Here is a 24,767-nt window from a genome sequence, read left to right on the forward strand (position 1 = left end):
GGTTTGGGGGAGTTTTCGAATGGGTCGAGCACTTTGGGGCCTGCATATGTCGAACGCACACGGCACAGCACCGATTGATCAAGGCTATATCACCATTGGCTGGCCCAATATGGGCGACCTGACAAAGCTCGCCGCAACGCGCGAAGCTTTCAAAGAACGCTTCAAACAGGTGGATACGGTTGCAAAAGAAGGAGCCGTTCCTGTTAAAGCCGGTGTTCTTTATCGCTTTGCCCACGAAATGCAGGTTGGTGATCTGGTTGCATACCCATCCAAACTGGACCGCATGATCCATATCGGCAGGATCACAGGCGATTATCAATTCCGACCTGACGCCCCAAATCGCTGCCCGCATCGCCGGGAAGTAGAGTGGATCAAGCATGTTCCTCGCTCCGAATTCTCCCAATCCGCACTTCACGAGATCGGATCGGCCATCACACTCTTTTCTATCAGCAACAACACCGAAGAATTCATGGCAACCCTTGCCGGTGAAGCGACAGGTGCAAACGATGTGGACGATGAAAGTGTCGAAGAAGTCTCGACACAGGTTGAAGAATCCACCGAGGACTTCATCATCAAGCGCCTGAAATCAAAACTGACCTCGTATGAGTTTGAAAAATTCGTTGCCCACCTGCTCACCCGCATGGGCTTCTTTGCGCGGGTTACATCGCAATCAGCAGATGGCGGCATTGATATTATCGCGCACAAGGATGAACTCGGCTTTGAACCACCCATTATCAAAGTTCAATGCAAACAGACGCTTGAAACCGTTGGACGCCCCAAGGTACAGGAACTTCATGGCGCGATTGAAACGGGTGAACATGGTCTGTTCGTTACCCTTGGCACATATACCAACGACGCCAGAACCTTTGAACGCGGCAAACCGAACCTGCGCCTGATTGATGGCCCCGGTCTGGTGGATATGATTTACAACCATTATGAACGGTTCGAACCGCGCTATCAGATGTTATTACCGCTCAAACGCACCTATATCCCCGGCCCGTCGATCAGCGCAGCGGAATAACCGGCCTGAACAAAACGGCGCAGCCTGAATAGGGTAGCGCCGTTTTCATTTATACCGCAAACCCCGCCATCACCGCTTTAAGCGCCCGGACGTTTTCCCCATCGGTCGCCACCCGTCCGGCGGCATAACCGTCCCCCGCAGGGCTGGCTTTTTTGCAGGATGCATGCAGTTCCGTTGCCCCGGTTGTGCGCAGCAATTTTGCCGCATTTTCCGGTGTAATACCGGATCCGGGCAGGACCGTGATCCGACCGTCTGCCTGCGTGATCAGGCGCGCAATCATGTCCGCCCCCTGTTCGGCGGTCGGCTGCTGGCCCGATGTCAGGATACGGTCAAAGCCAAGGCCGATGGCACCTTCAAGCGCGTCAAACGGATCGGGCACCGCGTCAAACACCCGATGCAATGTTGCGCCAAGCCCGCCCGCCACGGACAGAAGATCGGCCAGCATGTCGCGATCAAGCCGCCCGTCTGGCGTCGCCGCGCCAATCACGATCCCCTCTGCCCCGTGGTCGCGGGCAAGGGCGATGTCGCGTTTCATGATCGCCACGTCAGCCGCGCCATAGATGAAATCACCGGGCCTTGGCCGGATCATCACCCGGCAGGGTACGGGAATATCGCGCAAACGGGCCATCGCCCCGGCACTTGGCGTCAACCCGCCGACCGCAAGGGCCGCGCAATATTCAATGCGGTCCGCCCCGGCGCGCGCGGCCACCATCGCATCGTCAAAGCTTTCAACACAGATTTCCAGAAGCGGCTTTTTTGCGGTTGTCATACACCCGCCCCGCCATCCAGAAGATGCAGCATCGCCGCCCCGCGAAGCCCGCCATCGCGGCTGTAATGGCCCGGCACCACCAGGGGCGCGTCATAGCGGCCCAGAACCCGTTTGCGGACCGCGTCATCGATCATCGCAATCAGGCGGCTTTCAGATGCCAGCCCGCCGCCGACCGGCACACAATCGGGGTCCAGCACATTGACCATCAATGCAAGCTCCCCCGCGATCAGATCAACAAAGATTTCCAACGCGCGGGTCGCCAGTGCATCCCCAGCCTGCCAGCCATCGGTGATCTCGTAACTTGGCCGTTCCTGCCCGGCACCAGGTCCGGCACCAAGCCCGGCAATCTGCGCGTAAATCCGTTCAAGCCCGCGCGCCCCGCCCCAGGCATCAAGGCACCCGGTCCGGCCACAGCCGCACACAACACCCGCAAGCCCATGGCGGATCAGCGCACCCGAAACATCATTGCCATGGCCCCATTCGCCGCGAATGCCGCTGCGCCCGCCAATGAACTGCCCATCCACCACAATGCCGCCGCCGACCCCGGTGCCAAGGATGATGGCAAAAACCGTCCGCGCGCCCTTGGCCGCCCCGCCGCGTGCCTCGGCCAGGGCAAAGCAATCGGCATCATTGGCGACCCGCACGTCACGATTGAGGATTTTCGAAAGCTCCGGGCCAAACGACCATCCCTTGATCGCCGGAATATTGGCCGAAATCACCGCCCCCGTCTTGGGGTCAAGCCCCCCGGCAAAGCTGATACCGATATCGGCATTCTCGCCAAATTCGCGGTCCGCATCGGCAATCAGCCCGGCAATCGCCGCGACAAAGGCATCGCGATCCTGCGTTGGTGTCGGCACCTTGATCTGGGACCGGATGTCACCACTGGCGTCAAACGCCCCGAATTCGATTTTCGATCCGCCAATATCAAATGCGTAATGCATGCCAGTCTGCCCAAAACCCCGTGATCTTTCCTATCGGATACACCACAGGATCATCTGCCGCAAAAAGAAACGGCGCCCCCCCAAAGGCAGCGCCGCATTCCTTCATCTTCTTAAAACGCCGTTCTCAGGCACGCAGCCGTGCCGCAAGGTCATCATAACCCGGCATGCCCTTGACCGGGCCAAGGGCCGTCACCGTCGGCGTCCCGCCCAGAAGCGACTTGCCCGCCGCACGCACGCGTTCAAGATCAACCGCGTCAACCTTGGCAACGATTTCCTCGATGGTTTGCGGGCCACCGAAAATCTGGATTTGGCGCGCAAGCGTTTCGCAACGGCCGGAATTGCTTTCCATGCCCATCACGACCGATGCCTTAAGCTGCGCACGCGCCCGGTTCACTTCTTCCTCGGTGAGGTCGACCGTGGCACGCACCAGCTCGTCACACATCACCGGCATCAATTCGCCAATGTCGTTCGGCCCGGTGCCGGCATAAATCGAAAACAGCCCGCCATCGACATAGTGTGACGAGAAGCTATAGACCGAATAAACCAGTCCGCGCTTTTCACGGATTTCCTGGAACAGCCGCGAAGACATGCCGCCACCCAGCAACGTGTTGAACACCTGCAGATCATAGAAACTGTCATCGGTATAAGACACCGTCGGCAGGCCGAAAATCACATGCACCTGTTCAAGGTCGCGCTGCTCGATCCGGTTGCCGCCTTCATAGCGAAGGGCTTCCATTTCATGATCTTCATGCGTCGGAAGGTTATCGAACTTTTCCGACACCAGATCGACAATCTGCTGATGATCAACCTTGCCCGATGCCGAAAACACCATGCGTTTCGGGCTGTAACGGCGCGACATGAAATCAAACAGATCATCACGCGACAGCGACGATACATTTTCCGGACTGCCCAGGATCGACCGGCCAAGCGCCTGATCAGGCAGGGCCGTTTCCTGAAAATAGTCGAAAATGATGTCATCGGGCGTATCGTTGGCCTGCCCGATTTCCTGCAAGATCACCTGACGTTCGCGTTCAAGTTCCTTCGCATCAAGGGTCGAGTTCTGCAGGATGTCGGCAATCACATCAATCGCCAGTTCCTGATCTTCATGCAGGACCTTGCAGTAATAGGCCGTATTCTCGCGCGAGGTATAGGCATTCATCTGCCCGCCGACATTCTCGATTTCCTCGGAAATCTGAAGGGCGGAACGACGCCGCGTACCTTTGAACGCCATATGTTCGAGCATATGGGAAATGCCGTTGATTTCAGGCGTTTCGTTACGCGCACCCACATCAACCCACGCACCAAGTGCCACGGATTGCACATGCTCAAGGCGGTCGGTCGCAACGATCATCCCGTTGTCAAGCCGGGTAAGCTCGACTGTCATATGGTTATACTCCTGTGTTTCACATCATGTCCGAAGTCGCACGTCATCAGGCCGCACGTCGCTTTGCGCGAACATGCGCCATCAGGGCGCTGACATCATTGGACATGGTTTCGGCCTTCTCTGGCCGGTCATATAGGTCAGACAGCCGTGCCGGCAAGTCCGGATAAATCCCCGATGCCTGTTTGACCGCATCCGGGAACTTCGCCGGGTGTGCGGTTGCCAACGCCACCATCGGAACCGATTTGTCACGATTGCAGTGACGCCCGGCGACTATACCGATCACCGAATGCGGATCGACAAGCTCGCCACTGGTCGCCAGCACATCCCTGATCGCCGCCCGGGTTTCATCGTCACTTAGCCGATAGCCGTCGAAATGTTCCTGTGCACGGGCAAACTGCCCCTGCGACATTTCCATGACCCCGGTTTCGCGGAACTTCGTCAGCATCTCGGCAATCGCAAGGCCATCGCGATCATAAAGATCAAACATCAGACGTTCGAAGTTCGAACTGACCTGAATATCCATCGACGGGCTGATGGACGGCTCGACACCTTCCATCTTCATCACCCCGCTTTCGAAAAAGCGGGCGAGAATGTCGTTGCGATTGGCCCCGACCACAAACTGCTTGATCGGAAGCCCCATCTGCATCGCGGCATATCCGGCATAGACATTGCCGAAATTGCCCGATGGCACCGAAAACGACATTTCGCGTTCCGGCGATCCAAGCTGCACACCCGCCCAGAAATAATAGGCGATCTGGCACATGATCCGCGCCCAGTTGATCGAATTGACCGCCGAAAGACCAACCTCGTCACGAAACGCATGATCATTGAACAATGCCTTCACCAGGTCCTGGCAATCATCAAACGATCCCTCGACCGCGATGTTATGCACATTGTCCGACAGGATGGTCGTCATCTGGCGACGCTGGACTTCGGAAACGCGGCCTTTCGGATGCAGGATGAAAATATCGATGTTTTCCCGGTCCCGGCAGGCTTCAATCGCGGCTGACCCGGTATCACCCGACGTCGCACCGACAATCGTGATCCGTTCGCCGCGCTTGGCCAGAACATGGTCAAACAGCCGCCCGACCACCTGCAACGCATAATCCTTGAACGCCAGTGTCGGACCATGGAAAAGCTCCATCACCCAGTCATTGGCACCAAGCTGTTTAAGCGGTGCGACCGCTTCGTGATCAAACCCGGCATAGGTTTCTTCAAGGATGGTCTTAAGCGCCGCATCATCGACCGAACCGGTCGTGAAGGGCTGAATCACCTTATAGGCAACTTCGGCATAAGTCAGGGTTCGCAGCGCACGGATGTCATCGGCAGTGAAGGTCGGCCAGCTTTCGGGCACATACAATCCACCATCACGGGCCAGACCGGCCAAAAGGACATCATCAAACTGCAAAACGGGCGCGGTTCCCCGCGTGCTGACATAACGCAACGACCTGTGCTCCTGAACTGGGCTTTCACAACATTCAGGCGACTTTGTCCCTAACGGACAAAGACACTCCAAACCGAAAGTTAGTGAGGGGAACAGCCGCCATAGTCAAGGGTCAATCAGGCAGATCAGGCGTGCTTTGCGCAATATCGCGTAACCGGCTGGAATGACGGCCTGTCAATCAAGCGTGATCCCGTGTTCCTTGAGCTTGGCCTCGGCCACGGCGGCACGGCGCACCACGGTGCGATAGTTATTCAAAAGAATCCGCAGGACCGCCTTGATGAAGCGGTCGGACGCCGCCATTTTTTTCTCGAACATCTGGCGATTGATCGCAATCAGGACCGTCCGTTCGCAGGCGCGCGCCGATGCCATCCGCGGCTCGTTATCGACAAGCGCCAATTCGCCAAACAGGCCACCGGCTTCTATCCTGCCCAGAATGACTTCTTCGTCGCCATTCATGGTCTTATAGATTTCAACCCGGCCTTCCTGCACGACAAAGGCCGCACTTCCCGGTTTTCCTTCCCGAAAAATGACCTGACCGGCGGCATAAACATGCCGGTCCATGACTTTCTTGTTGCCGTCGGTTATTCCCATGACGCTTCCGGGAAAATGGACATTAAATCAAAATATCCTGATGTGGGGCCGGATGCCTGCCGTCACCTGTGCCGGAAGGATGATTGATGCTAGCAGATACCTATCGCCAATCAATCAGTTTCACCCGCCATACCTGTTTTCCATATGGGCCTTGAAGGCCGCCACGCCAAGCGGTTGACCGGTTGCCTCAATCAGAATCTCGTCGGTTGATTTGCTCGATGCCTTGCCATGGATATTTTCGCCAAGCCACCCCATCAAGGGGCTGAAATCACCGCGCGACAATGCCGCGGGGATTTCCGGCCGGGCCTTTTTCGCCGCGGCAAAAATCTGGGCGGCGGCCATCGCACCCAGCGTATAGGTCGGGAAATACCCCCACGCACCTGATGGCCAATGGATATCCTGCATGCAGCCATCCCTGTCATCGGGCGGCGTAATGCCCAGCAACTTGCCCATCATCTCGTTCCAGGCACCCGGCAGATCGGCAAGCTTCATGTCGCCTTCGATCAGGGCGCGCTCCAACCGATACCGCAGGATCACATGCGCCGGATATGTCACCTCGTCCGCATCCACACGGATCAGACCCGGCTCGACACGGGTATAAAGCCGATGCAGGTTGCTGGCCGTCCACGCCCCGTCATCGCCCCCGAATGCCGCCTTGAAGACCGGCCCGGCATAGGTCAGGAATTCTTCCGACCGGCTGGCCTGCATTTCCACCAAAAGCGACTGGCTTTCATGCATGGTCATGCCGCGTGCCTTGCCCACCGGCTGATTGCGCCATGCGCCGGGTAATCCGCGTTCATACATCGCATGGCCGGTTTCATGCAGAACCCCCATGATCGCCGATGTGAAATCATTTTCGTCATAGCGCGTCGTGATGCGCACATCATCGGGAATGCCGCCACAGAACGGATGATGCGAAATATCCAGACGGCCATGCTCGAAATCAAAACCGACCGCCTTCATCAGGTCCAGACCGACCTTGTTCTGAACCGATACCGGGAACGGCCCGGTCGGACTGATCGGCGCTTCCTCGGATTTCTGGCGTTCGATCACCTGGGCGGTAAAGGACGGCAGGAACGCTTCAAGTTCGGCAAACAGGCTATCGATCCGATCTGACCGCATCATCGGATCATACTGATCCAGCAACGCATCATAAACCGACGTACCCAGCGCCTCGGCCTTGGCCTTGCCCGCCTCGATCGACAGGTCCAGCACGGTCTGAAGCTTCGGCAAAAGCCCGGCAAAGTCATTATCCGCCCGCGCACCGCGCCACGCGACCTCGCATGATGTCGCCGCCAGTGACATTTTCTCCACCAGATCGGACGGCACCGCCGTGCCATGCACCCAGTTGCGTTTCATTTCCGCCAGATTGGCCTTCTGCCATGCATCAAGGTTTTCACCCCCCGCCGCCTCGATCAGATCGCCCATATCGGGTGCATTGACCAGTTCGTTTGCCATGACATCAAGGGTCGCCAGTTGCTCGGACCGGGCATTGGCTCCGCCATTTGGCATCATCGCCGCCATATCCCAATGCAGCATGCCGCCGATATCGGACAGAACATTGATCCGGCGAAAACGGGCTTCAAGCGATTTATAGGCGTCAGTCATGGGAACTCCTGTTCGACGGAACCGGAAAAATCTGGCAAACCGGGCAAACGAAACGCCGCAACCGGTATCGGGCAGCGTTCCGTCAGGCAGTCGGAAATATCTTCAGAAAGGATCAGCTTTCGGCGTCATCTTTCTGCGGGCGGCGGTGATACAGAATAAAGATCACAATCAGCGAAAGCGCAAGGCTGTACCAGGTGATCGCATATTCAAGATGATTGTTCGGCAGATCGATTTTCGCCTGCCCGCCAATCGGCAAGCCGCCGGGGATTTCGGTTTCATCAAGTTCAAGATAATACCGGCTGGCAAGATCCGCCCCGCTATCCTCGGCCATCGCATCGACATCGACAAAGAACCACTGGTTTTCCAGCGGTTCGTTTTCCGGCTGAACCCAGTGGCGGGTCTGCGGCAGGCGCAGAACGCCGGTTACCCGGACATTGCCCTCAATCAGGCTGTCGGGCCGGGTCGAAGGATCGCGAAAATCCTGCGGCACCCAGCCGCGATTGACCAGAATGATCCGGCCATCTTCCTGTTCAAGCGGTGTGATCAGATGAAACCCGATATTGCCCCGCCGGGTCCGCGCCATCAGATACATTTCCTGATCGTTCAGGAAATGGCCTTCGGCATAGGCGGCCCGAAATGCCATCGCCGGGTCGGGCGCAACATCTGTCGGCACGGCAATAGGCGGCTGGGTCGCCTGCGCCTGGCGTTCCGCGATCAGGTTCTGTTTCCAGAACAGGCGATCCACCTGCCAGGACCCAAGTCCCAGAAGGATCACAAGGGCAAGACCGGCACAGATTTTGATCGCGGGGCTTGGGCGTGTCGTCAGAAGCGGCATCTATTCAATTCAATCCTGTTCGGAAGTCGACCGGTGGCGATATTGCAGCGCCACCATGAGGCCTTTTAACGGTCGCAGCAAGACAAGTGTTACCCCGATGATGGTCGGGAACCATAACACCGCATGCAGCCACAAAGGCGGCATATAGGTCATCTCGACCCACAGCGCCATCGGCACCACGATAAAACCGAGAATGAAGATGATAAAAACGGCCGGGCCATCACCGGCATCATGACCGCGAAGATCAAGACCGCATTGCGAACAGCTTTCGCGAACATTCAGAAAGCCCGAAAACAGCTTTCCCCCGCCACAGCGGGGGCATTTGCATGCCAGCCCGGTGCGGATGGGGGAAAGTGCTGGATAGTAATCCATGGTCATTGGCTGACCGGTATCCTTTATTCGCCGCCCCAGATGTAAACGGCAAAGAACAGGAACAGCCAGACAACGTCAACGAAATGCCAGTACCATGCGGCGGCTTCCAGACCGAAATGATGGTCGGGTTTAAAGCCGTCCTTGATCGCCCGCACAAGGCAGACCGCAAGGAACACGGTGCCGACAAACACGTGGAAACCGTGGAAACCGGTCGCCATGTAGAAGGTCGACGAATAAATGCCATCGGCAAAGCCGAATGCGGCATGGCTGTATTCATAAGCCTGCAGGCCCAGGAAGATGACGCCAAGGGCAACCGTAATCGCCAGCCCCTGCACCATGTCCTTTTTCTTGCCTTCAAGGCAGCCATGATGCGCCCAGGTCAGGGTGCAGCCCGACAGAAGCAGGATCAGGGTGTTGAGGAACGGCAAATCCCACGGATCAAGAACTTCAACACCTGCGGGCGGCCATTCGGTCACACCGGGGCTGAAAATAATGAACGCGTTGTGGAAGAACGCCCAGAAGAAGGCGACAAAGAACATCACCTCGGACGCGATAAACAGCGACATGCCGTACCGCAAGCCGATCTGCACAACCTTGTTGTGGTAGATGGTGGACTCGCTGATCACGTTGCTCCACCAGCGGAACATCACGAACAGGATGCCCGCCAGTCCAAGTCCGGCCAGCCAGAAATCTGTCGGCGCACGATCCGAATGCATGAACATGACCATGCCACCGGTAAACAGTCCCGCAGACAACGCGGCCACCAACGGCCACGGGCTCGGGTCTACCAGATGGAACGGATGTTTCTGAGCGTGATCACTCATTCCTCGCCCCCCTCAATCCTCACAAATGAAACCTTCAAAGCTCTCTTCATTGGAAACGCGGAACCTGCCAACCGGTCAGGCCCTAGCCTCCTTTTCCTTTATCCCCGCCCGGACCTTCAACCGATGCCTCGGTCTTATAGAAGGTATAGGACAGGGTAATGGTCTTCACGTCTCTGGTATTCGGGTCTTCTGCAATCGCCGGATCGACATAGAAACTGACCGGCATATCCACGCGCTGACCGGGTTCAAGCGTCTGCTCGTCAAAACAGAAACAGGCGATCTTGCTGAAATACTGCCCGGCCTTAAGCGGCGTTACATTGTAAAGCGCCTGACCGGTGATCGGTTTGACCGACATGTTTTCGGCCATGTAATAGGCAAGGTTGTCCTCGCCAAGCTTCACGGTGATTTCACGCTGTTCGGGCTTGAACTGCCACGGCAGGCGGGAATTCACATCGGCATTGAACCGGATTTTGATGGTCTTTTCCGAAACATCGCGCGGCGCATCGGTGGCGACCTGTGTGGTGCCGCCATATCCCGTCACCTGACAGAACAGCGCATAAAGCGGGACCGAGGCATAGGACAGACCAATCATGCCGCCAACAATGGCAACACAACTCAGCAATACGCGCTTGTTGCGCGCCTTTGTTTTGTCCGCATGCTTCTGATCAGCCATATATGCCCTAGCTCATCTTAAGAATGGTGATGGCGAAAAACAGGACCGCCAGCCCGCCAAGAATGGCAAGAAACGCCCAGTTCTTCTTGCGCCGTTTGGCGTAAAACGCATCCAGTTCGGCTTTGCTCATTTTGGGTTCGGTCATGCCAGATATCCTTTGATCCAGACATCGGCGACCATCGCACCAAACAGGACGAACAGATAAAGGATCGAATATCCGAACATCTTGTGCGGTGCCTTTTCCTCGGCATTGCGCAGCACGCGAACCGCATGGCGCAGGAACCACAAACCGGTCAGAACCGCCGTCACACCGTAAAACACGCCCAGCAACCCGGTCGCAACCGGCACAAGCGTGATCGGCAGCAGCAGGATCGTATAGATCAGCATCTGCTTCTTGGTCGCGGCCTCACCGGCAACAACCGGCATCATCGGCACGCCGACCTTGGCATAATCGCCACAGCGAAACAGGGCCAGCGCCCAGAAATGCGGCGGCGTCCACATGAAGATAATCAGAAACAGCGCAATCGAATTGATATCGATCCCGCCGGTCACCGACGCCCAGCCGATCATCGGGGGGAATGCCCCGGCGGCACCGCCAATGACAATATTCTGTGGCGTGCTGCGTTTCAGCCACATGGTGTAAACGAACACGTAAAACGCAATCGACACCGCCAGAAGCGCGGCGGCGGCAAAATTGATCGCAACCGCCATGACGGTCACGGAAAGGATGGATAACGCAATCCCCAGCGAAAGCGCCTCGTCGGCGGGCACGCGGCCAGCCGGGATCGGGCGGTTCTGAGTGCGTTTCATGTGGATGTCGATATCGCGGTCATACCACATGTTGATCGATGCCGCCGCACCGCTGGCAACGGCAATGCAGGCAATCGCAACCAGCGCCAGAAACGGATGAAGCGTTCCCGGTGCAATCAAAAGACCCACGGCACCGGTGAACACCACAAGGGTCATCACACCGGGTTTCAGCAACGCAATATAGTCGCGCACTTCCGATACCGGTAATGCGGCGATGTTATCGATTGCAAGGGTCTGCTGGGCGGCCTGCTTGGTCATGTAATTCTGGTCTTCTTTTCTCGGGGCGGTCATATGTTCCCCGCCGGGACCGGCTGGTCACGGCGGGGAACGCAAGATCGGATCAATTACTTGATGCGCGGCAGTTCGTCAAAGGTATGGAACGGCGGCGGCGAGCTGACGGTCCATTCCAGTGTATCCGCACCTTCGCCATATGGGTTGGCTTCGGCCTTTTTGCCACGGATGAAGGCATGCGCCACCAGCCCGACAAAGAAGATCGTCGCCGCGAACGAAAGATACGCGCCATAGGACGAAACCAGGTTCCAGCCCGCAAACGCATCCGGGTAATCGGCATAACGACGCGGCATGCCGGCCAGCCCCAGGAAGTGCTGCGGGAAGAAGGTCAGGTTCACACCGATAAAGAACAGCCAGAAGTGGATTTTACCGCCGAGATCGGAAATCTCGTAACCCGACATCTTGCTGAACCAGTAATAGAAGCCCGCAAAGATCGAGAACACGGCACCCAGCGACAGCACATAGTGGAAATGCGCCACCACGAAATAGGTATCGTGCAGCGGCAGATCCATGCCGGAGTTCGCAAGGATAACCCCCGTCACACCGCCAACGGTGAACAGGAAGATAAAGCCGATCGCCCACAGCATCGGTGCGCGAAGCTCGATCGAACCGCCCCACATGGTCGCGATCCACGAAAAGATCTTAACCCCGGTCGGCACCGCAATCACCATCGTTGCCGCGGTGAAATAGGCACGCGTATCAACATCAAGGCCGACGGTATACATGTGGTGCGCCCACACGATGAAACCGACAACACCGATTGCGACCATGGCATAAGCCATCCCGAGATAGCCAAAGATCGGCTTGCGCGAGAAGGTCGAAATGATGTGGCTGATGATGCCAAAGCCCGGCAGGATCATGATGTAAACTTCCGGATGCCCGAAGAACCAGAACAGGTGCTGGTACAGGATCGGGTCACCGCCACCGGCCGGATTGAAGAAATCCGTGCCAAAGTTGCGGTCGGTCAGAAGCATCGTGATCGCGCCACCAAGAACCGGCACCGCCAGAAGCAGCAGGAATGCAGTCACCAGCATCGCCCATGCAAACAGCGGCATCTTGTGAAGCGTCATGCCCGGTGCGCGCATGTTGAAAATGGTGGTGATGAAGTTCACCGCCCCAAGGATCGAGCTCGCACCGGCAAGGTGCAGGGCAAAGATCGCCATATCAACAGATGCGTCCGGGTGGCCCAGCACGCCCGATAGCGGCGGGTAAACCGTCCAGCCGGTCCCGGCACCGCTGCCGACAACGGCAGACAGCATCAGAAGCACGAAAGCCGGAACGATCAGCCAGAACGAAATATTGTTCAGACGCGGGAACGCCATGTCCGGCGCCCCGATCATGATCGGAACGAACCAGTTGCCAAAACCGCCAATCATGGCGGGCATGACAACAAAGAACACCATGATCATGCCATGTGCGGTGACCAGAACGTTAAAGAACTGGTGATCTTCGATGATCTGGGTGCCCGGATGGGCCAGTTCCATACGGAACCAGACCGAGAACGCCCCGCCGATCAGACCGGCAACCAGCGAGAATGCAAGATAAAGCGTGCCGATATCCTTGTGGTTGGTCGAAAGGAACCAACGGGTAAAGAAACCGGGCATGTGATCATCATGCGAATGTGTGTCAGCGTGAGCCATAAATCTCTCCCTCACTCTGCCGAGGCCACGGAAACCGCCGACGGCAGGTCAACCGACGCGAATTTCTCCTGGGCCTCTGCGACCCATGCCTCGTATTCTTCCATGGTCACGGCTTTCACCGCGATCGGCATGTAGGCGTGGTTCACGCCACAAAGTTCCGAACATTGCCCATAGAAGGTGGTGCCTGCATATTCGCCCGGAATGCGGGTCCAGGTTTCGTTCAGGCGGCCCGGCACGGCATCCAGCTTGATGAACAGCGACGGCATGGCCCAGTTATGGATCACATCGTCCGATGTCATGATCAGGCGGATATTGGTGTCAACCGGCAGAACAACGGGGTTGTCCACATCCAGAAGGCGGATCTTGCCTTCTGCAACGGCGGTTTCCTCGTCGATCATAAGGGAATCGAACGTGAAATTGCCATTGTCGGGATATTCATACGTCCAGTACCACTGCTTGCCGATGATCTTGAGCGTCATATCGGCATCTTCGACGTGATCTGCATAATACAGCAGACGGAACGACGGGATCGCGATGATCAGAAGGATCAGTACCGGCGCCACGGTCCATACGATTTCAAGAAGCGTATGGTGGGTGGTCTTGGACGGGACGGGATTGCGTTTCCGGCTAAAGCGGAAAAGAACATAAAGCAACAACAGCAGGACGATCACCGTAACGGCGGTCATCAGCCATGTCAGAAGAATAAAGAAATCATGGCCCTGTACAGCCACCGGCGAAACCGGGTGCTGAAGACCCAGTTGCCATGGCTCAGGCTGACCAACCGCGGCAAGCGCGGCACTATCCAGTCCGGTCAGAACTGCCAATCCCAGCAAAAGAATGGGAAACAGCATCTTGATCGACATGCGAATCTGCCCCCTCGCATTACATCTCAAGGCAATTTGTCCAAAGGAAAGCCACATCGTGACCATCGACACTTACGAACATAACGGGTTGTTCGTTCATCGAAAAGGCATGCCGTGATGACTCAACCATAAATCGGCACGCCATCAGGATCACAACACAACATCAGACAAACCTGATTTTTAAACCCGCATGCACTGCGGCACAACGGTATGGCAGGCAAATAGCCTATCTTCACTACCTGTTCCAGAAAAAACCTCGCTGCGTTGCACAAAAATATTACTTGTCCTTTCAGGAATTTAGCGCACTGGTTCAATTTTTTTCTAAATCCAGAGCCCTACCCCTGCGATAGAAATCCTGCCATTCCTTATCGCGTCGGGCCATCATAGCCCCGATTGCTGCCACGCAACAGACAGCAGGAAATTATCCTTTAGACGATACAAACCGCAGGTAAAATAATCATTTAGGTACGGATTTATCGGCATCCCCCGAACGACGCGACTTTGATCCCGAAACCGGCCCCGGTTCCGGCAAGTTATCCACAGGCAAAGCCATCGCAATCAATCATTTACCGCAACACCGAGTCGTAAAACCCGCCCGCCCCGATCTGCTTCCACTGTGGTCCCAGCCTGCCACCGGTCTACCCCCGATCTGCTGGTTTCGATCATCAGGAACCGGATCGCGCATGAAGTTTTTCGAATGCACCGCACAAAGGTTGATAATCGCCGCGATCTCTGTGATTGTTGGCACAAGGAACCTGCCGGATCACTTGCGCACCGGGCTTCCGCTTTCGGGACACGAAACCTACATAAAAACGCGCATATGCCTTTAATTGCGGGATTTTTTCCCAATATCAGGAGAATGGTATCAGCAACCTGACCGGTTGGCTGGAACTGTTCTATTCGAAAGTATTATTTTTCCTGTCCTTCCGATAATTCTCGATTATCATCCGGGCAGGATTACCGTGACGTTTCAGATCGAGGTTCGCTCATGTCCCGCCAAGGAAGCAAAAAGCTTTTCACCGCAGAGCTCCGGCTGCTCAACAAGCTGGAAAGTATGAGTGATATCGTATCCATGCCGTTACCGGCACCGGCCGCCGATGGCGGTGCCACCGGTGGTGCGGATATGTCCTCACTCCATAATGCGATCGAGGATCTGAAGGTGGAACTTCTGTCCGACATCCGCATCATGATGGAAGAACAGAAAAAGCTGAATGCGCGCGCCGATGACGAAGATCAGGACGACGCACGCAACGAGCTTCGCATGCTCAAGACCGAAATCCGTGCGCTGGCCAATTCCATTCAGGAAACCAAGCGCGAAATCGCCGCCCTCTATACCGCACCGGATGATAGCAGCGGCACGCGGCTTAACATCGTCAAGGGCGAGCTTGATTCCGTTGTCGCCGCGACCGAGGATGCCACCGCCAACATCCTTGAAACCGTCGAGAAAATCGATGCGGTCGCCCACAATATCCGCTCCGCCGCCCCGGATGACTACACGCAGGGGCTGGCCGACGATATCGTTGATCTGGTGGTCAAGGTGTTTGAATCCTGTAACTTCCAGGACCTGACCGGGCAGCGCATCACCAAAGTCGTCAACACCATGAAATATATCGAGGAACGCGTGACCCGCGTGATCGAAATCTGGGGCGAGGATGACTTTGGCGAGTTCGATCTGCCCGCCGATCCCAAAGGCCAGGACAATCTCGATAAAACCGTCACCCGCGCCCCACAGAATGTCGAGCGCGTCAGCCAGGACGAAATCGATCAGATTTTCTCGCAGGAAGAAATCGACGCCCTGTTCGACTGATCCGTTTATTGGCCTGAAACGTCACCAAAACAACAAAGCCTGCCGGAAACGGCAGGCCGCTGGCGAAGTGCTCTCATTAACGGGCTTTGCCAGCAGAGGGACATGCTTTGTGCCAGCCTAAAATACGCTATCACCTACAGTAGATGGCAATGTCGAGTTCAGCAATAGTGCGGAGTATGCGGATGCAACGAGATTACAATATGGGCTTTAAATTGGCCGTTGTAGATCAGGTTGAAAATGCGATATTTCCGTCAGAAAATCATGCGGAAAGGCATTCCTCGACCAGTGATATCCAGTAACTGACGCCATAAGGGATGGCAGCGTCGTTGAAATCGTAGGCAGCGTTATGCAAAAGGCAGTTGCCATCGGTCGGGCCATTGCCAAGCCAGACGTAGCTTCCGGGTTTGGCATTGAGCATGAACGCGAAATCCTCGCTGGCCATGGAGGGTTCGGGGTTCTGGTCGATCTGATCGGCGCCGACGACGCGTGAGGCGGCAGCAAAGGCGGTGCCGGTTTCGGCTTCGCTGTTAATCGTGGCGGGGTAGCGGCGCTGATACATGACGCGCGCGGTGCAATCAAAGGCACGCGCGGTGGCATCAGCAACGGTTTTAAGGCGTTCTTCGACCAGATCCTGAATGTCGGGTGCGAATGTGCGCACCGTACCGCGGATGGTGGCGGTATCGGGGATGACATTCCATGTGTCGCCCGCAAAAATCTGGGTGGGCGAGATCACCGCACTTTGCAGCGGATTGACATTGCGCGCCGGAATGGTTTGCAGGGCAAGAAGCACCTGACCGGCAGCGGTAATCGGATCACGACCCAGATGGGGCATGGCGGCATGGCAACCGCGGCCATCAATGGCGATTTCAAAAATATCGTAGCTGGCCATCATCGGGCCTGGCTTCATTGCCATGGTGCCGACATCGCGACCGGGCCAGTTATGCATGCCGTAAACCGCATCGGCGGGGTGGCTGTCAAACAGGCCTTCTTCGACCATTTCGCGCCCGCCGCCTTCGTTTTCCTCGGCAGGCTGAAAGATGAAATCGACCGTGCCGGTGAAATCGGGATTTTCGGCGAGGATTTTGGCCGCACCGAGTAGCATGGTCATATGGCCATCATGACCACAGGCATGCATTTTGCCCGGATGTTTCGAGGCATAGGGCAGATTGGTGGTTTCGTGGATATCAAGCGCATCCATATCGGCACGAAGGCCAATACGTTTACCGGGTCCGCCTTTGCCTTGAAGGGTGGCGACCACGCCGGTTTTGGCGATGCCGGTCTTGACGTCCAGCCCGAAGGATTGAAGCTTTTCCGCGACGAAGGCGCTGGTCAGCTTTTCCTCGAACGCGGTTTCGGGGTGAGCATGCAGATGATGTCGCCAGGCCGTAAATTCATCAACGAGTTGGGTGGCACGAGGATGAAGGGAGGAAGCGGAGACTGTCATCTGCATACTCTGTCGTGTGTCATATCAAAAGCGGGGGTCTTATCGTGGGCATCGGAGCCCCGCGATAAACGGGGACGTGGTCGCCCCCGTTCATATGGTGTCTGATCAGGCGCCTTGCAGGCGCAGGATCAGTTCGGCCACCAGAACCGAACCGGCATAGGTGCCAAGGAAGACAAGGCAGGCAACCAGTGCCAGTTTCCAGCCGGAATGCCTGGCGACCTCGATTTCCTTTTTGGCAATCGCAAAGCCGGCATAGGCAAGGGCCGGGGTTGCAAGGGCCAGGAAGTTGACCGATTTGGCCTGCTCGACGATCCATTCCGAACCCGGGGTCCAGGGCAGGGTCGCGAGGATACCGACCAGCGAAATCCATGCGACGCTTGGCAGATAGAAAGGTGCAAAGCGGGTCAGAAGCAGGCCGACCATGGTGATCAGATAAATCACCACCATGCCGACAAACCCATCGGCAAGCGGGATGGCCGGACCGACCGTATTCATCACCAGCCCGACAAGGCAGACAATGACAAGGGTAACGGCGTGATCTGTCAGATCAATGTTCGGACGGGTACGTTCCATTGCAATTGCGTTCTCGGACATGATCAGGCCTCCTTCTTGTTTGCGGTGGCGATGTCGTTTTTGCCAGCCGTCGCGTTATAGAGTTTTTCAACAATCGGAAGGGCGATGAACAGGCCGGCATATAGCCCGGTCGCATAGGTCAGCAGGTTGCTGGCCCCGGCAAGGGCAAGGATTTCGTCCTTCATGGATGGAATGACTTCGGTCAGGGCGCCGGTGCAGGCCGCCATCATCGAGCCGCTGCCGATGCCACATGCCATGGCAAGGGCACGCGGATCAAAGATGTCTGCACTGGCGAAAAGGGACGCCAGAATGGCAAAGATGAACGTGCCAAACAGGGTGCCGATCACGTAAACGCCCATCACACCCGTGCCCTCGGGGCTTTTGAGGGTATAGCGGTCGGCGATGATCGCAAGGTTGGGTTCACGCGCAATAGAGAAGGTTGCGCCAATGGCCTCGCGGCCCATTTTCAGGCCCCAGACCGCGAGCGGGAAGGCCAGAACGATGGTGCCGAGATTGCCCAGTTCCTGCAACAGAAGGGCCGGGCCGGCTGCGATGATGGTTTCGATTGCCGGTCCGATGGTGGTGCCGAATTTCGCAATGAAGGGCATGATCGCAATCACGATCAGCGGCGATGCGGCGGCAACTTCCTTCTGGCGGATGAATTTTCCGAATTTCGGCATGACATTCGGGTTCATCAATGCCGCCATGACGAAGGCATAAAGCAGCGGCAGCAGCAGGATCGCGCCGATGCCCAACGGAATTTTCTGAATGCCGATCAGTTCGGCGATGGCGCCGAGTACGATAACGGCGAGGTGGAGCCGCCAAAGCTCCAATTGTCCCCGAAGCGCGTTCATTTCCCAATCTCCTTGACGTGGCGTGTTCGACGCAACCATGGCCACGGTCAAAAAGGCCAGACTGTTGCATCATCCCTGCGGTATCCCGGCATTGGCAGATTTCACAATTTTGCCATTTTTGGCGCCGGGGATTTTGTCCGACAATGAAAACTCGACCGGGGTGGAGCAAGTGCCATTTTGGGATGCTTTTGTTGCCGGAACGGCAACAGGTGCCTTGATGCTATGCGTGTTCTTCGGGATACCAGGCGGAGCCGAAGGCCTCCATCCGGTCGCGGATCATGCCGGTAACCGCCCGCACGGCGGCGGTTTTCGGGCGTCCCTTGCGCACCAGAAGATGCGATGGAACGCGGGCCAGAAAATGGTCGGTCAGGGGGATCGCCACGACCTCGCCCCTGCGTAATTGTCGCGATACGGCAAAGGCCGGAAGAAAGGTGATGCCGCCCCCAGATAGCACGAAATGGACGGCGACATTGATCGAATCGGCGGTCAGGAACGCATCACGCGCTACCCGGTTGCCGTGATCGACATTGGCCAGAAGCTTGGCAACGCCAAAATGCGGGTTCAGCAAGGCAGCCGGGTAATTCAGCGTATCGGAAAGCGTGCAGGTTTCCTTTTTCGCCAGATCAAATCCGGGCGGGACAAGGGCGCAAAGCGGTGCGTGATCCTCGGCCAGCAATTCCAGATCGGGATTGCGCGGCGGGTTGAAGACAAGCCCCATATCGTAATCATCACGCAGGATGCCATGGGTGATTTTTTCAGTACCCGCGACATCAATTTCAAGGCGGATATCAGGGAATTCATCGCGAAGCGGGCGGACAACGTGATTGACCAGATCAACCACAAATCCTTCGCCGGTCGCGATGCGCACCGTTCCGGCGATGGCGCCACGTGCGGCGGCCAGATCAACCGAAAAGGCCTCGTCCATTTCAAAGCGGCGTCGGGCATGGGCGGCAACCATATGGCCCGATTCCGTGAAGATGATGCCGCGTTTGGTGCGTTCCATCAGAAGCGTTTCAAGATGGGCTTCGAGGGATGCGATCTGGCGGCTGATGGCGGATGGGGCAATGCGCAGGTTTTCTGCCGCGGTGCGGATGGAGCCGGCCTCGAACACGGCAAGGAAATAACGCAGCGGCTTATCGTCGATCTTCATGGTGGTGGTGCCTGATTGGGGTGGCGGATATTTGGTGCTTGTGAAGCTGATCACGTAATCAGACCACATGTGTTGCTGTTTCGGCAACAACATGTTCCGGCAATTGATCTTGAGTTCACCCGATATCCACCGGAAAGTCGGGGGGGCAAAATCAAAAAATCACATCGGACCGCATTGGTGCCGTGACGGGAAGGCGCGTGCCTTCACCGGCTGAGCCCGGCTGTCTGAAAGCAAAGAGGCATTTATCGTGAGTAATCCAGAAACCGGCACAATTGGTGTCGTTGGTCTTGGCAATATGGGGCTGGGCATGGTCCGTACCCTGTTGCGGGATGGCTTTTCGGTGGTCGGGTTTGACCTTTCGCCGGAACGTCAGGCCGAAGCTGCCGCCGCCGGGGCGACCATCGTTGCCCGCCTGCCCGAACTGTTTGAAGCGTGCCAGACGATTGTCCTGTCGCTGCCGACGGCGAACCATGTGCGCACGGTTCTGACCGGTGATGAGGGCCTTGGTGCACGCGATATGGACCCAAGGCTTGTGATCGACACCACGACATCGGAACCCGATGTAACCCGCGAGCTTGATGCGGTGCTGCGGACACATGGGCATATCCTGATTGATGCGCCGGTCAGCGGCGGACCGGCCGGTGCCAATAGCGGCAATCTGACCATGATGGTCGGCGGCGGGGATGCCGATGTGGCGCGTGCGATGCCGGTCCTGAATTCGCTGGGCGGGAAGATTACCCATGTCGGGCCGGTCGGTGCGGGTCATGCGGTCAAGATCGTCAATAACATGTTGGTGGCAAGCCACCTTCTGACCATGAGCGAGGCGGTGCGTCTTGGCAATGCGGCAGGCGTGACGACGGAAAACCTGATTGCGGCATTGAATGCCGGATCAGGGCGGAGTGCGATCAGCGAGGTCAATTATCCGAAATGGGTGATGAATGGTGCCTTTGACAGCGGCTTTACCATGGGACTGATGCGAAAGGATGTGCGGCTTGCCATGGCGCTTGCCAAGGAAAAAGACGTTTCCCTGCCAGTTTCGGGATTGGCCGGACAGATTTGGGCGGCGAGTGCCGAAGTGCTTGCCGATGACGCTGATTTCAACCGTATCACCGAATGTGATCCTGCCGACAAAGGAGCCAAATCATGAGCAGTGATTCCAAAATGATGGCGCGTGACTATCACAAGGCCATGGCGCCGTTTTTTGGCAGCGATGAGATCGGAAGCTGGGTCAATGGGGCGATGATGCCCGGACGCGGTGATATGTTCGAACTGATCGATCCGGCAACCGGCAAGGCATTTTTGACGCTTAAGGATGCCGGGGCGGAGGTTGTTGATGCGGCGATGCAGGCGGCCAGTGCCGGACAGAAAGTCTGGTGGGGCATGACGGCGGCTGAACGTGGCCGCATCCTTTGGCGGATTGGGCAGCAGGTGCGTGATCATCTGGAACAGCTTGCGTTGCTGGAAACGGTGACGGCGGGCAAGCCGATCCGCGATACCAAGGTCGAGGTGCTTAAAGTCGCGGAGATGTTTGAATATTACGCCGGTTGGGCCGACAAGCTGCATGGCGATGTGATCCCGGTGCCGACCAGCCACCTGAACTATACCCGTCCCGAACCGTATGGCGTGGTGACACAGATTACGCCGTGGAATGCACCGATCTTTACCGCCGGGTGGCAGTTGGCCCCAGCCCTTTGCACCGGCAATGCGGCGGTTCTGAAACCATCCGAAATGACGCCTTTGACCTCGCTGGCCCTTGGGGTTTTATCGAAAAAGGCCGGATTGCCCGATGGGGTGATCACGGTTCTGACCGGGCTTGGCACCACGACCGGGGTTGCGGCGACCACCCATGACGTGACGCGCAAGGTGGTGTTTGTCGGGTCGCCGCGCACAGGGGCGATTATCGCCGCTCAGGCGGCCCAGAACATTGTGCCCTGCGTGCTGGAGCTTGGCGGGAAATCGGCCAATATCGTGTTTGGCGATGCCGACCTTAAACGTGCGGTGCTTGGTGCGCAGGCCGCGATCTTTAGCGGCGCGGGGCAAAGCTGTGTCGCGGGATCGCGTCTTCTGGTGCAGCGAAATGTGGTTGACCGGTTCCTTGATATGCTGGTCGATGGGGCCAATCGCATTCCGGTCGGGGACCCGATGGATAGCGCAACCCAGATCGGCCCGATCAACAATGACGCGCAATATCAGACGGTGCGTCGGTTGGTGGCAGCAGGCCAGAAAGAAGGCGCGGAACTGCTGGCCGGCGGCGTTCGCCCGGAAGGGTATGACGAGGGTTATTTCCTGCGTCCGACGGTGTTGGGCAATGTGCGCAACGACATGGCGATTGCGCGCGAGGAAATCTTTGGCCCGGTGGTTTCCGTCATCCCGTTTGATGATGAGGCAGAGGCGGTTGCGATTGCCAATGACAGCAAGTTTGGTCTGGCCGGGGCGGTGTGGACGCAATCGGTGGATCGGGCGCACCGGGTGGCGGCCAATGTGCGGGCCGGGACCTTCTGGATCAACAGTTACAAGACGATCAATGTCATGTCGCCCTTTGGCGGGTTTGGGGCCAGTGGTTATGGCCGATCCAGCGGCAAGGAAGGGTTGATGGAATATATGCAGCCCAAAAGTGTCTGGACCGAAACGGCGGCCAATCCGCCTGCCGCATTCGGATATGCACCGGAATAGGGCGCATATCGATCATCAGTATCTCTCATAAATCCGTTTTCCCCAAGGGCTGAGCCGGTTGGCAGGGATCTTTTCAAGGCTGTGCTGCAAGACATGGCCTGTCACGACTTTGGTGTGATTGCAGCTTTGCGTGCAGGCATCGCGTAGTGGACAGGTTTCGCAGATCGCAGGAGTGCTCTTGTATTCTTGATATGCGGACCTGTTGGTGGTGTTGTACCGAGGATTTTCCCTTGCGAGCATCGATGGGCATTGATCCTGGGTGGATATTCAAGTTGTTTACTGAGCTTTAAGGTGTGAGTTGTCACTGTAAAGCACGGTGCCATCAATCAGGCCTGCCCGGATCCCCTGTTCGACAGTCTCGTTGAAAAGCTCCTGACAGATATCGCTGTCGTTGAAACGGTGCCCCGATTCTGACTGGTAGTACTGGCATAGGGAACCCTCTCGGTCAGGCGAAGATACAGGAACCAGCAATAGGACGCATTGACCTTGATCTCGCGCATCAATTGCCGCTCTGATCGAATGCCAAACAGATGGCCGATAAACAGCATCTTGAACAACATCACCGGATCAAGGGCCGGTCGCCCGTTATCAGCACAGTATAAATGCGCGACACAGTCATGGATGAAATCGAAATCAATCACCACATCAATCTTGCACAGCAAATGATCCGGCGGCACCAGAAATGAAAGTGTCATCATCTCAAGCTCTTCCTGATGAGCTTCTTTGTTTTAAGCATACCCAAAATCAAAAGTCCCGACAAAGTCCAGTCGTCGAAAACGACCCAATATTCATGGGATGCTCTAGAATCAGGACAAGAACAAATCGGGTTTAAAAGGTGTTTTATGAAATGGTATACTCATTGCCTTAAAAAGTAGTGAGTTTATCACCTCTCTGGAGGGGCAGTTGATCGCTCCGTTCACGTGATATGGTTGAGGTTACTACACATTGCTCGACCGCCAGAGAGGTATATACCGGTAGGGAAGGCTCTATTGTTCACGATGCCGTCCTCCAGCAATTCGGTTGTGACTTGGGGTAACGGCCATCGCGCAATGTGCGGGCCCACCATTTCAGATCGGTGACCATGTTTCTCAGGGCTGTTTCGCTTCCTGCCTTGTCGATTGGGTAGCCGTCCGGATCAAACAGGTTCCATACATTGGCGAAACTGACGACGTCGCGCATCGTCACGACGTGCAGTTCGGCAAAAACATGCCGCAGATGTTCAACGGCACGCAAACCACCCGACATTCCGCCATAGGACACAAAAGCCACAGGCTTTCGCCGCCATTCGGCTTTGGCTGAATCGATCAGCAGTTTCAGTTCGCCGGTAAAGCTGTGATTGTATTCCGGAGTTACAACCAGAAAGGCGTCGGCTTCAGCCAGACTGGCTTGCAATTCGGCAACGCCGGGATGCGTATTGCCAACATGGCGTGAAGGCAGATCAAGTTTGGCGGGATCAATCACATCAATGGACAAGTCGGGATCACTTTTCAGGATTTCGACGGCCCATCCGGCAACCGTATCGCAGAACCGGTTTTCACGGGCACTGCCATAGATCACGGCAAGGTTAAAAGACTCTTTCATGGCGTGGCTCCTTGATTATTTCGCAACAAGGAGTCATTCTATAGAACCTTAACATTGGTTTAGGTCAATAGCAGATTTCGAATGCAGAAATGCATCACAAAAGAATGACAAAAGGGCAGGGAAATGGAAAAGAGCGGGGTATTGCATCGCTATCTGAGTGTCGGGGAGGTCGCAAAAAGAAGCGGACTTGCGGTATCGGCGATCCATTTTTACGAGCGCAAGGGACTGATTTCCTCGATCCGGACGGATGGCAATCAACGACGTTTTCCGCGCGGTGTCCTGCGCCGGGTCGCGATCATAAAGGTGGCGCAACGCACCGGCATTCCTTTGGCGGAAATAGGCAATGCGTTATCAGGACTGCCAAATAACCGGGCGCCGACAACACAGGACTGGGAAAAGCTTTCGTCGCGGTGGCGTGATGATCTGGATAGCCGGATCGAACAATTGACCCTGCTGCGCGATCAACTGGGTAAATGCATCGGGTGTGGCTGCCTTTCGATCAACGACTGTCCGCTTCGCAACCCGTCGGATGAACTGGCAACGGATGGTCCCGGGGCACGTTTGCTTGAACTTGATGACATACAGGATCACGAACCCTCAGATGGAACGTCTTGATCCG

At 56.5% G+C, this 24,767-nt stretch carries 25 protein-coding genes; 5 read left to right on the forward strand and 20 right to left on the reverse strand.

Annotated features, from left to right (window positions below; translation table 11 throughout):
• The first annotated feature begins 19 nt into the window (after positions 1-19).
• Positions 20-1,021, forward strand: a complete 1,002-nt coding sequence (locus J7395_RS09005) for a restriction endonuclease (RefSeq protein WP_209221258.1) — start codon at positions 20-22, stop codon at positions 1,019-1,021.
• Between the two features lie 49 nt (positions 1,022-1,070).
• Here J7395_RS09005 and J7395_RS09010 read toward each other — a convergent pair whose 3' ends face one another.
• The 14 genes from J7395_RS09010 to coxB all read right to left on the reverse strand — a co-directional run bounded on the left by J7395_RS09010 (position 1,071) and on the right by coxB (position 14,066).
• A complete protein-coding gene (locus tag J7395_RS09010; RefSeq protein ID WP_209221259.1) occupies positions 1,071-1,790 on the reverse strand; it encodes a copper homeostasis protein CutC in 720 nt (239 codons plus the stop codon).
• The gene (locus J7395_RS09015) at positions 1,787-2,731 is read right to left on the reverse strand and encodes an ROK family protein (RefSeq protein ID WP_209221260.1); all 945 of its coding nucleotides are present in this window, start codon (positions 2,729-2,731) and stop codon (positions 1,787-1,789) included. The genes J7395_RS09010 and J7395_RS09015 overlap by 4 nt, the downstream gene beginning before the upstream one ends.
• Positions 2,732-2,855: 124 nt before the next feature.
• A complete protein-coding gene (locus J7395_RS09020; RefSeq protein ID WP_209221261.1) occupies positions 2,856-4,115 on the reverse strand; it encodes a pitrilysin family protein in 1,260 nt (419 codons plus the stop codon).
• A gap of 46 nt (positions 4,116-4,161) precedes the next feature.
• Positions 4,162-5,559, reverse strand: coding sequence for a threonine synthase (thrC, locus tag J7395_RS09025; RefSeq protein ID WP_209221262.1), 1,398 nt, complete (start codon positions 5,557-5,559; stop codon positions 4,162-4,164).
• Positions 5,560-5,733: 174 nt separating this feature from the next.
• Positions 5,734-6,150, reverse strand: a complete 417-nt coding sequence (locus tag J7395_RS09030) for a cyclic nucleotide-binding domain-containing protein (protein WP_062948355.1) — start codon at positions 6,148-6,150, stop codon at positions 5,734-5,736.
• 120 nt (positions 6,151-6,270) lie between these two features.
• Positions 6,271-7,758 (reverse strand): carboxypeptidase M32, encoded by a 1,488-nt coding sequence (locus J7395_RS09035; RefSeq protein WP_209221263.1) that lies wholly within the window; start codon positions 7,756-7,758, stop codon positions 6,271-6,273.
• Between the two features lie 112 nt (positions 7,759-7,870).
• Complete coding sequence (locus tag J7395_RS09040; protein ID WP_062948357.1) at positions 7,871-8,593, reverse strand: SURF1 family protein; 723 nt, start codon at positions 8,591-8,593, stop codon at positions 7,871-7,873.
• A 9-nt stretch (positions 8,594-8,602) separates the two neighbouring features.
• Positions 8,603-8,971: a DUF983 domain-containing protein gene (locus J7395_RS09045; RefSeq protein WP_209221264.1), complete on the reverse strand. Its 369-nt coding sequence runs from the start codon at positions 8,969-8,971 to the stop codon at positions 8,603-8,605.
• 17 nt (positions 8,972-8,988) lie between these two features.
• A complete protein-coding gene (locus J7395_RS09050) occupies positions 8,989-9,789 on the reverse strand; it encodes a cytochrome c oxidase subunit 3 (protein WP_062948361.1) in 801 nt (266 codons plus the stop codon).
• Between the two features lie 82 nt (positions 9,790-9,871).
• Entirely contained in the window at positions 9,872-10,462 is a 591-nt protein-coding gene (locus J7395_RS09055) for a cytochrome c oxidase assembly protein (protein ID WP_114109556.1), read from the reverse strand.
• A gap of 7 nt (positions 10,463-10,469) precedes the next feature.
• The gene (locus J7395_RS09060; RefSeq protein ID WP_167443599.1) at positions 10,470-10,607 is read right to left on the reverse strand and encodes a hypothetical protein; all 138 of its coding nucleotides are present in this window, start codon (positions 10,605-10,607) and stop codon (positions 10,470-10,472) included.
• Complete coding sequence (gene cyoE, locus J7395_RS09065; RefSeq protein WP_170954139.1) at positions 10,604-11,530, reverse strand: heme o synthase; 927 nt, start codon at positions 11,528-11,530, stop codon at positions 10,604-10,606. The genes J7395_RS09060 and cyoE overlap by 4 nt, the downstream gene beginning before the upstream one ends.
• An 86-nt stretch (positions 11,531-11,616) precedes the next feature.
• On the reverse strand, positions 11,617-13,203 hold the full coding sequence (gene ctaD / locus J7395_RS09070) for a cytochrome c oxidase subunit I (protein ID WP_062948365.1): 1,587 nt from the start codon (positions 13,201-13,203) through the stop codon (positions 11,617-11,619).
• A gap of 11 nt (positions 13,204-13,214) precedes the next feature.
• Positions 13,215-14,066: a cytochrome c oxidase subunit II gene (gene coxB, locus J7395_RS09075; protein WP_062948368.1), complete on the reverse strand. Its 852-nt coding sequence runs from the start codon at positions 14,064-14,066 to the stop codon at positions 13,215-13,217.
• 988 nt (positions 14,067-15,054) lie between these two features.
• On the opposite strand from coxB, the gene J7395_RS09080 reads away from it, so the two are divergent.
• Positions 15,055-15,873, forward strand: coding sequence for a hypothetical protein (locus J7395_RS09080; protein ID WP_062948370.1), 819 nt, complete (start codon positions 15,055-15,057; stop codon positions 15,871-15,873).
• 259 nt (positions 15,874-16,132) lie between these two features.
• Here J7395_RS09080 and J7395_RS09085 read toward each other — a convergent pair whose 3' ends face one another.
• From J7395_RS09085 to J7395_RS09100, 4 genes are all read right to left on the reverse strand, one after another.
• Entirely contained in the window at positions 16,133-17,317 is a 1,185-nt protein-coding gene (locus J7395_RS09085) for a M20 aminoacylase family protein (RefSeq protein ID WP_209221265.1), read from the reverse strand.
• A 105-nt stretch (positions 17,318-17,422) separates the two neighbouring features.
• On the reverse strand, positions 17,423-17,911 hold the full coding sequence (locus J7395_RS09090; RefSeq protein WP_097052113.1) for a hypothetical protein: 489 nt from the start codon (positions 17,909-17,911) through the stop codon (positions 17,423-17,425).
• A gap of 2 nt (positions 17,912-17,913) precedes the next feature.
• The gene (locus J7395_RS09095; protein WP_062948322.1) at positions 17,914-18,744 is read right to left on the reverse strand and encodes a DUF3100 domain-containing protein; all 831 of its coding nucleotides are present in this window, start codon (positions 18,742-18,744) and stop codon (positions 17,914-17,916) included.
• Positions 18,745-18,964: 220 nt separating this feature from the next.
• Entirely contained in the window at positions 18,965-19,963 is a 999-nt protein-coding gene (locus tag J7395_RS09100) for a LysR family transcriptional regulator (protein ID WP_247742071.1), read from the reverse strand.
• Between the two features lie 178 nt (positions 19,964-20,141).
• Between J7395_RS09100 and J7395_RS09105 the strand changes: the two genes are divergently transcribed.
• A complete protein-coding gene (locus J7395_RS09105) occupies positions 20,142-21,041 on the forward strand; it encodes an NAD(P)-dependent oxidoreductase (RefSeq protein ID WP_348541219.1) in 900 nt (299 codons plus the stop codon).
• Entirely contained in the window at positions 21,038-22,567 is a 1,530-nt protein-coding gene (locus J7395_RS09110; RefSeq protein ID WP_209221266.1) for an aldehyde dehydrogenase family protein, read from the forward strand. Before J7395_RS09105 ends, J7395_RS09110 begins: the two co-directional genes overlap by 4 nt.
• Before the next feature lie 326 nt (positions 22,568-22,893).
• Here the strand turns inward: J7395_RS09110 and J7395_RS09120 are convergent, their stop codons facing one another.
• The gene (locus J7395_RS09120) at positions 22,894-23,265 is read right to left on the reverse strand and encodes a transposase (RefSeq protein ID WP_209221268.1); all 372 of its coding nucleotides are present in this window, start codon (positions 23,263-23,265) and stop codon (positions 22,894-22,896) included.
• A 295-nt stretch (positions 23,266-23,560) separates the two neighbouring features.
• Positions 23,561-24,148, reverse strand: a complete 588-nt coding sequence (locus J7395_RS09125) for an NAD(P)H-dependent oxidoreductase (RefSeq protein WP_209221269.1) — start codon at positions 24,146-24,148, stop codon at positions 23,561-23,563.
• Positions 24,149-24,271: 123 nt separating this feature from the next.
• Here J7395_RS09125 and soxR point away from each other — a divergent pair, with 123 nt between their 5' ends.
• Complete coding sequence (gene soxR, locus J7395_RS09130) at positions 24,272-24,763, forward strand: redox-sensitive transcriptional activator SoxR (protein ID WP_062949423.1); 492 nt, start codon at positions 24,272-24,274, stop codon at positions 24,761-24,763.
• Positions 24,764-24,767 lie beyond the last annotated feature (4 nt).

Source organism: Thalassospira sp. A3_1, from assembly GCF_017744215.1.
Taxonomy (GTDB): domain Bacteria; phylum Pseudomonadota; class Alphaproteobacteria; order Rhodospirillales; family Thalassospiraceae; genus Thalassospira; species Thalassospira lucentensis_A.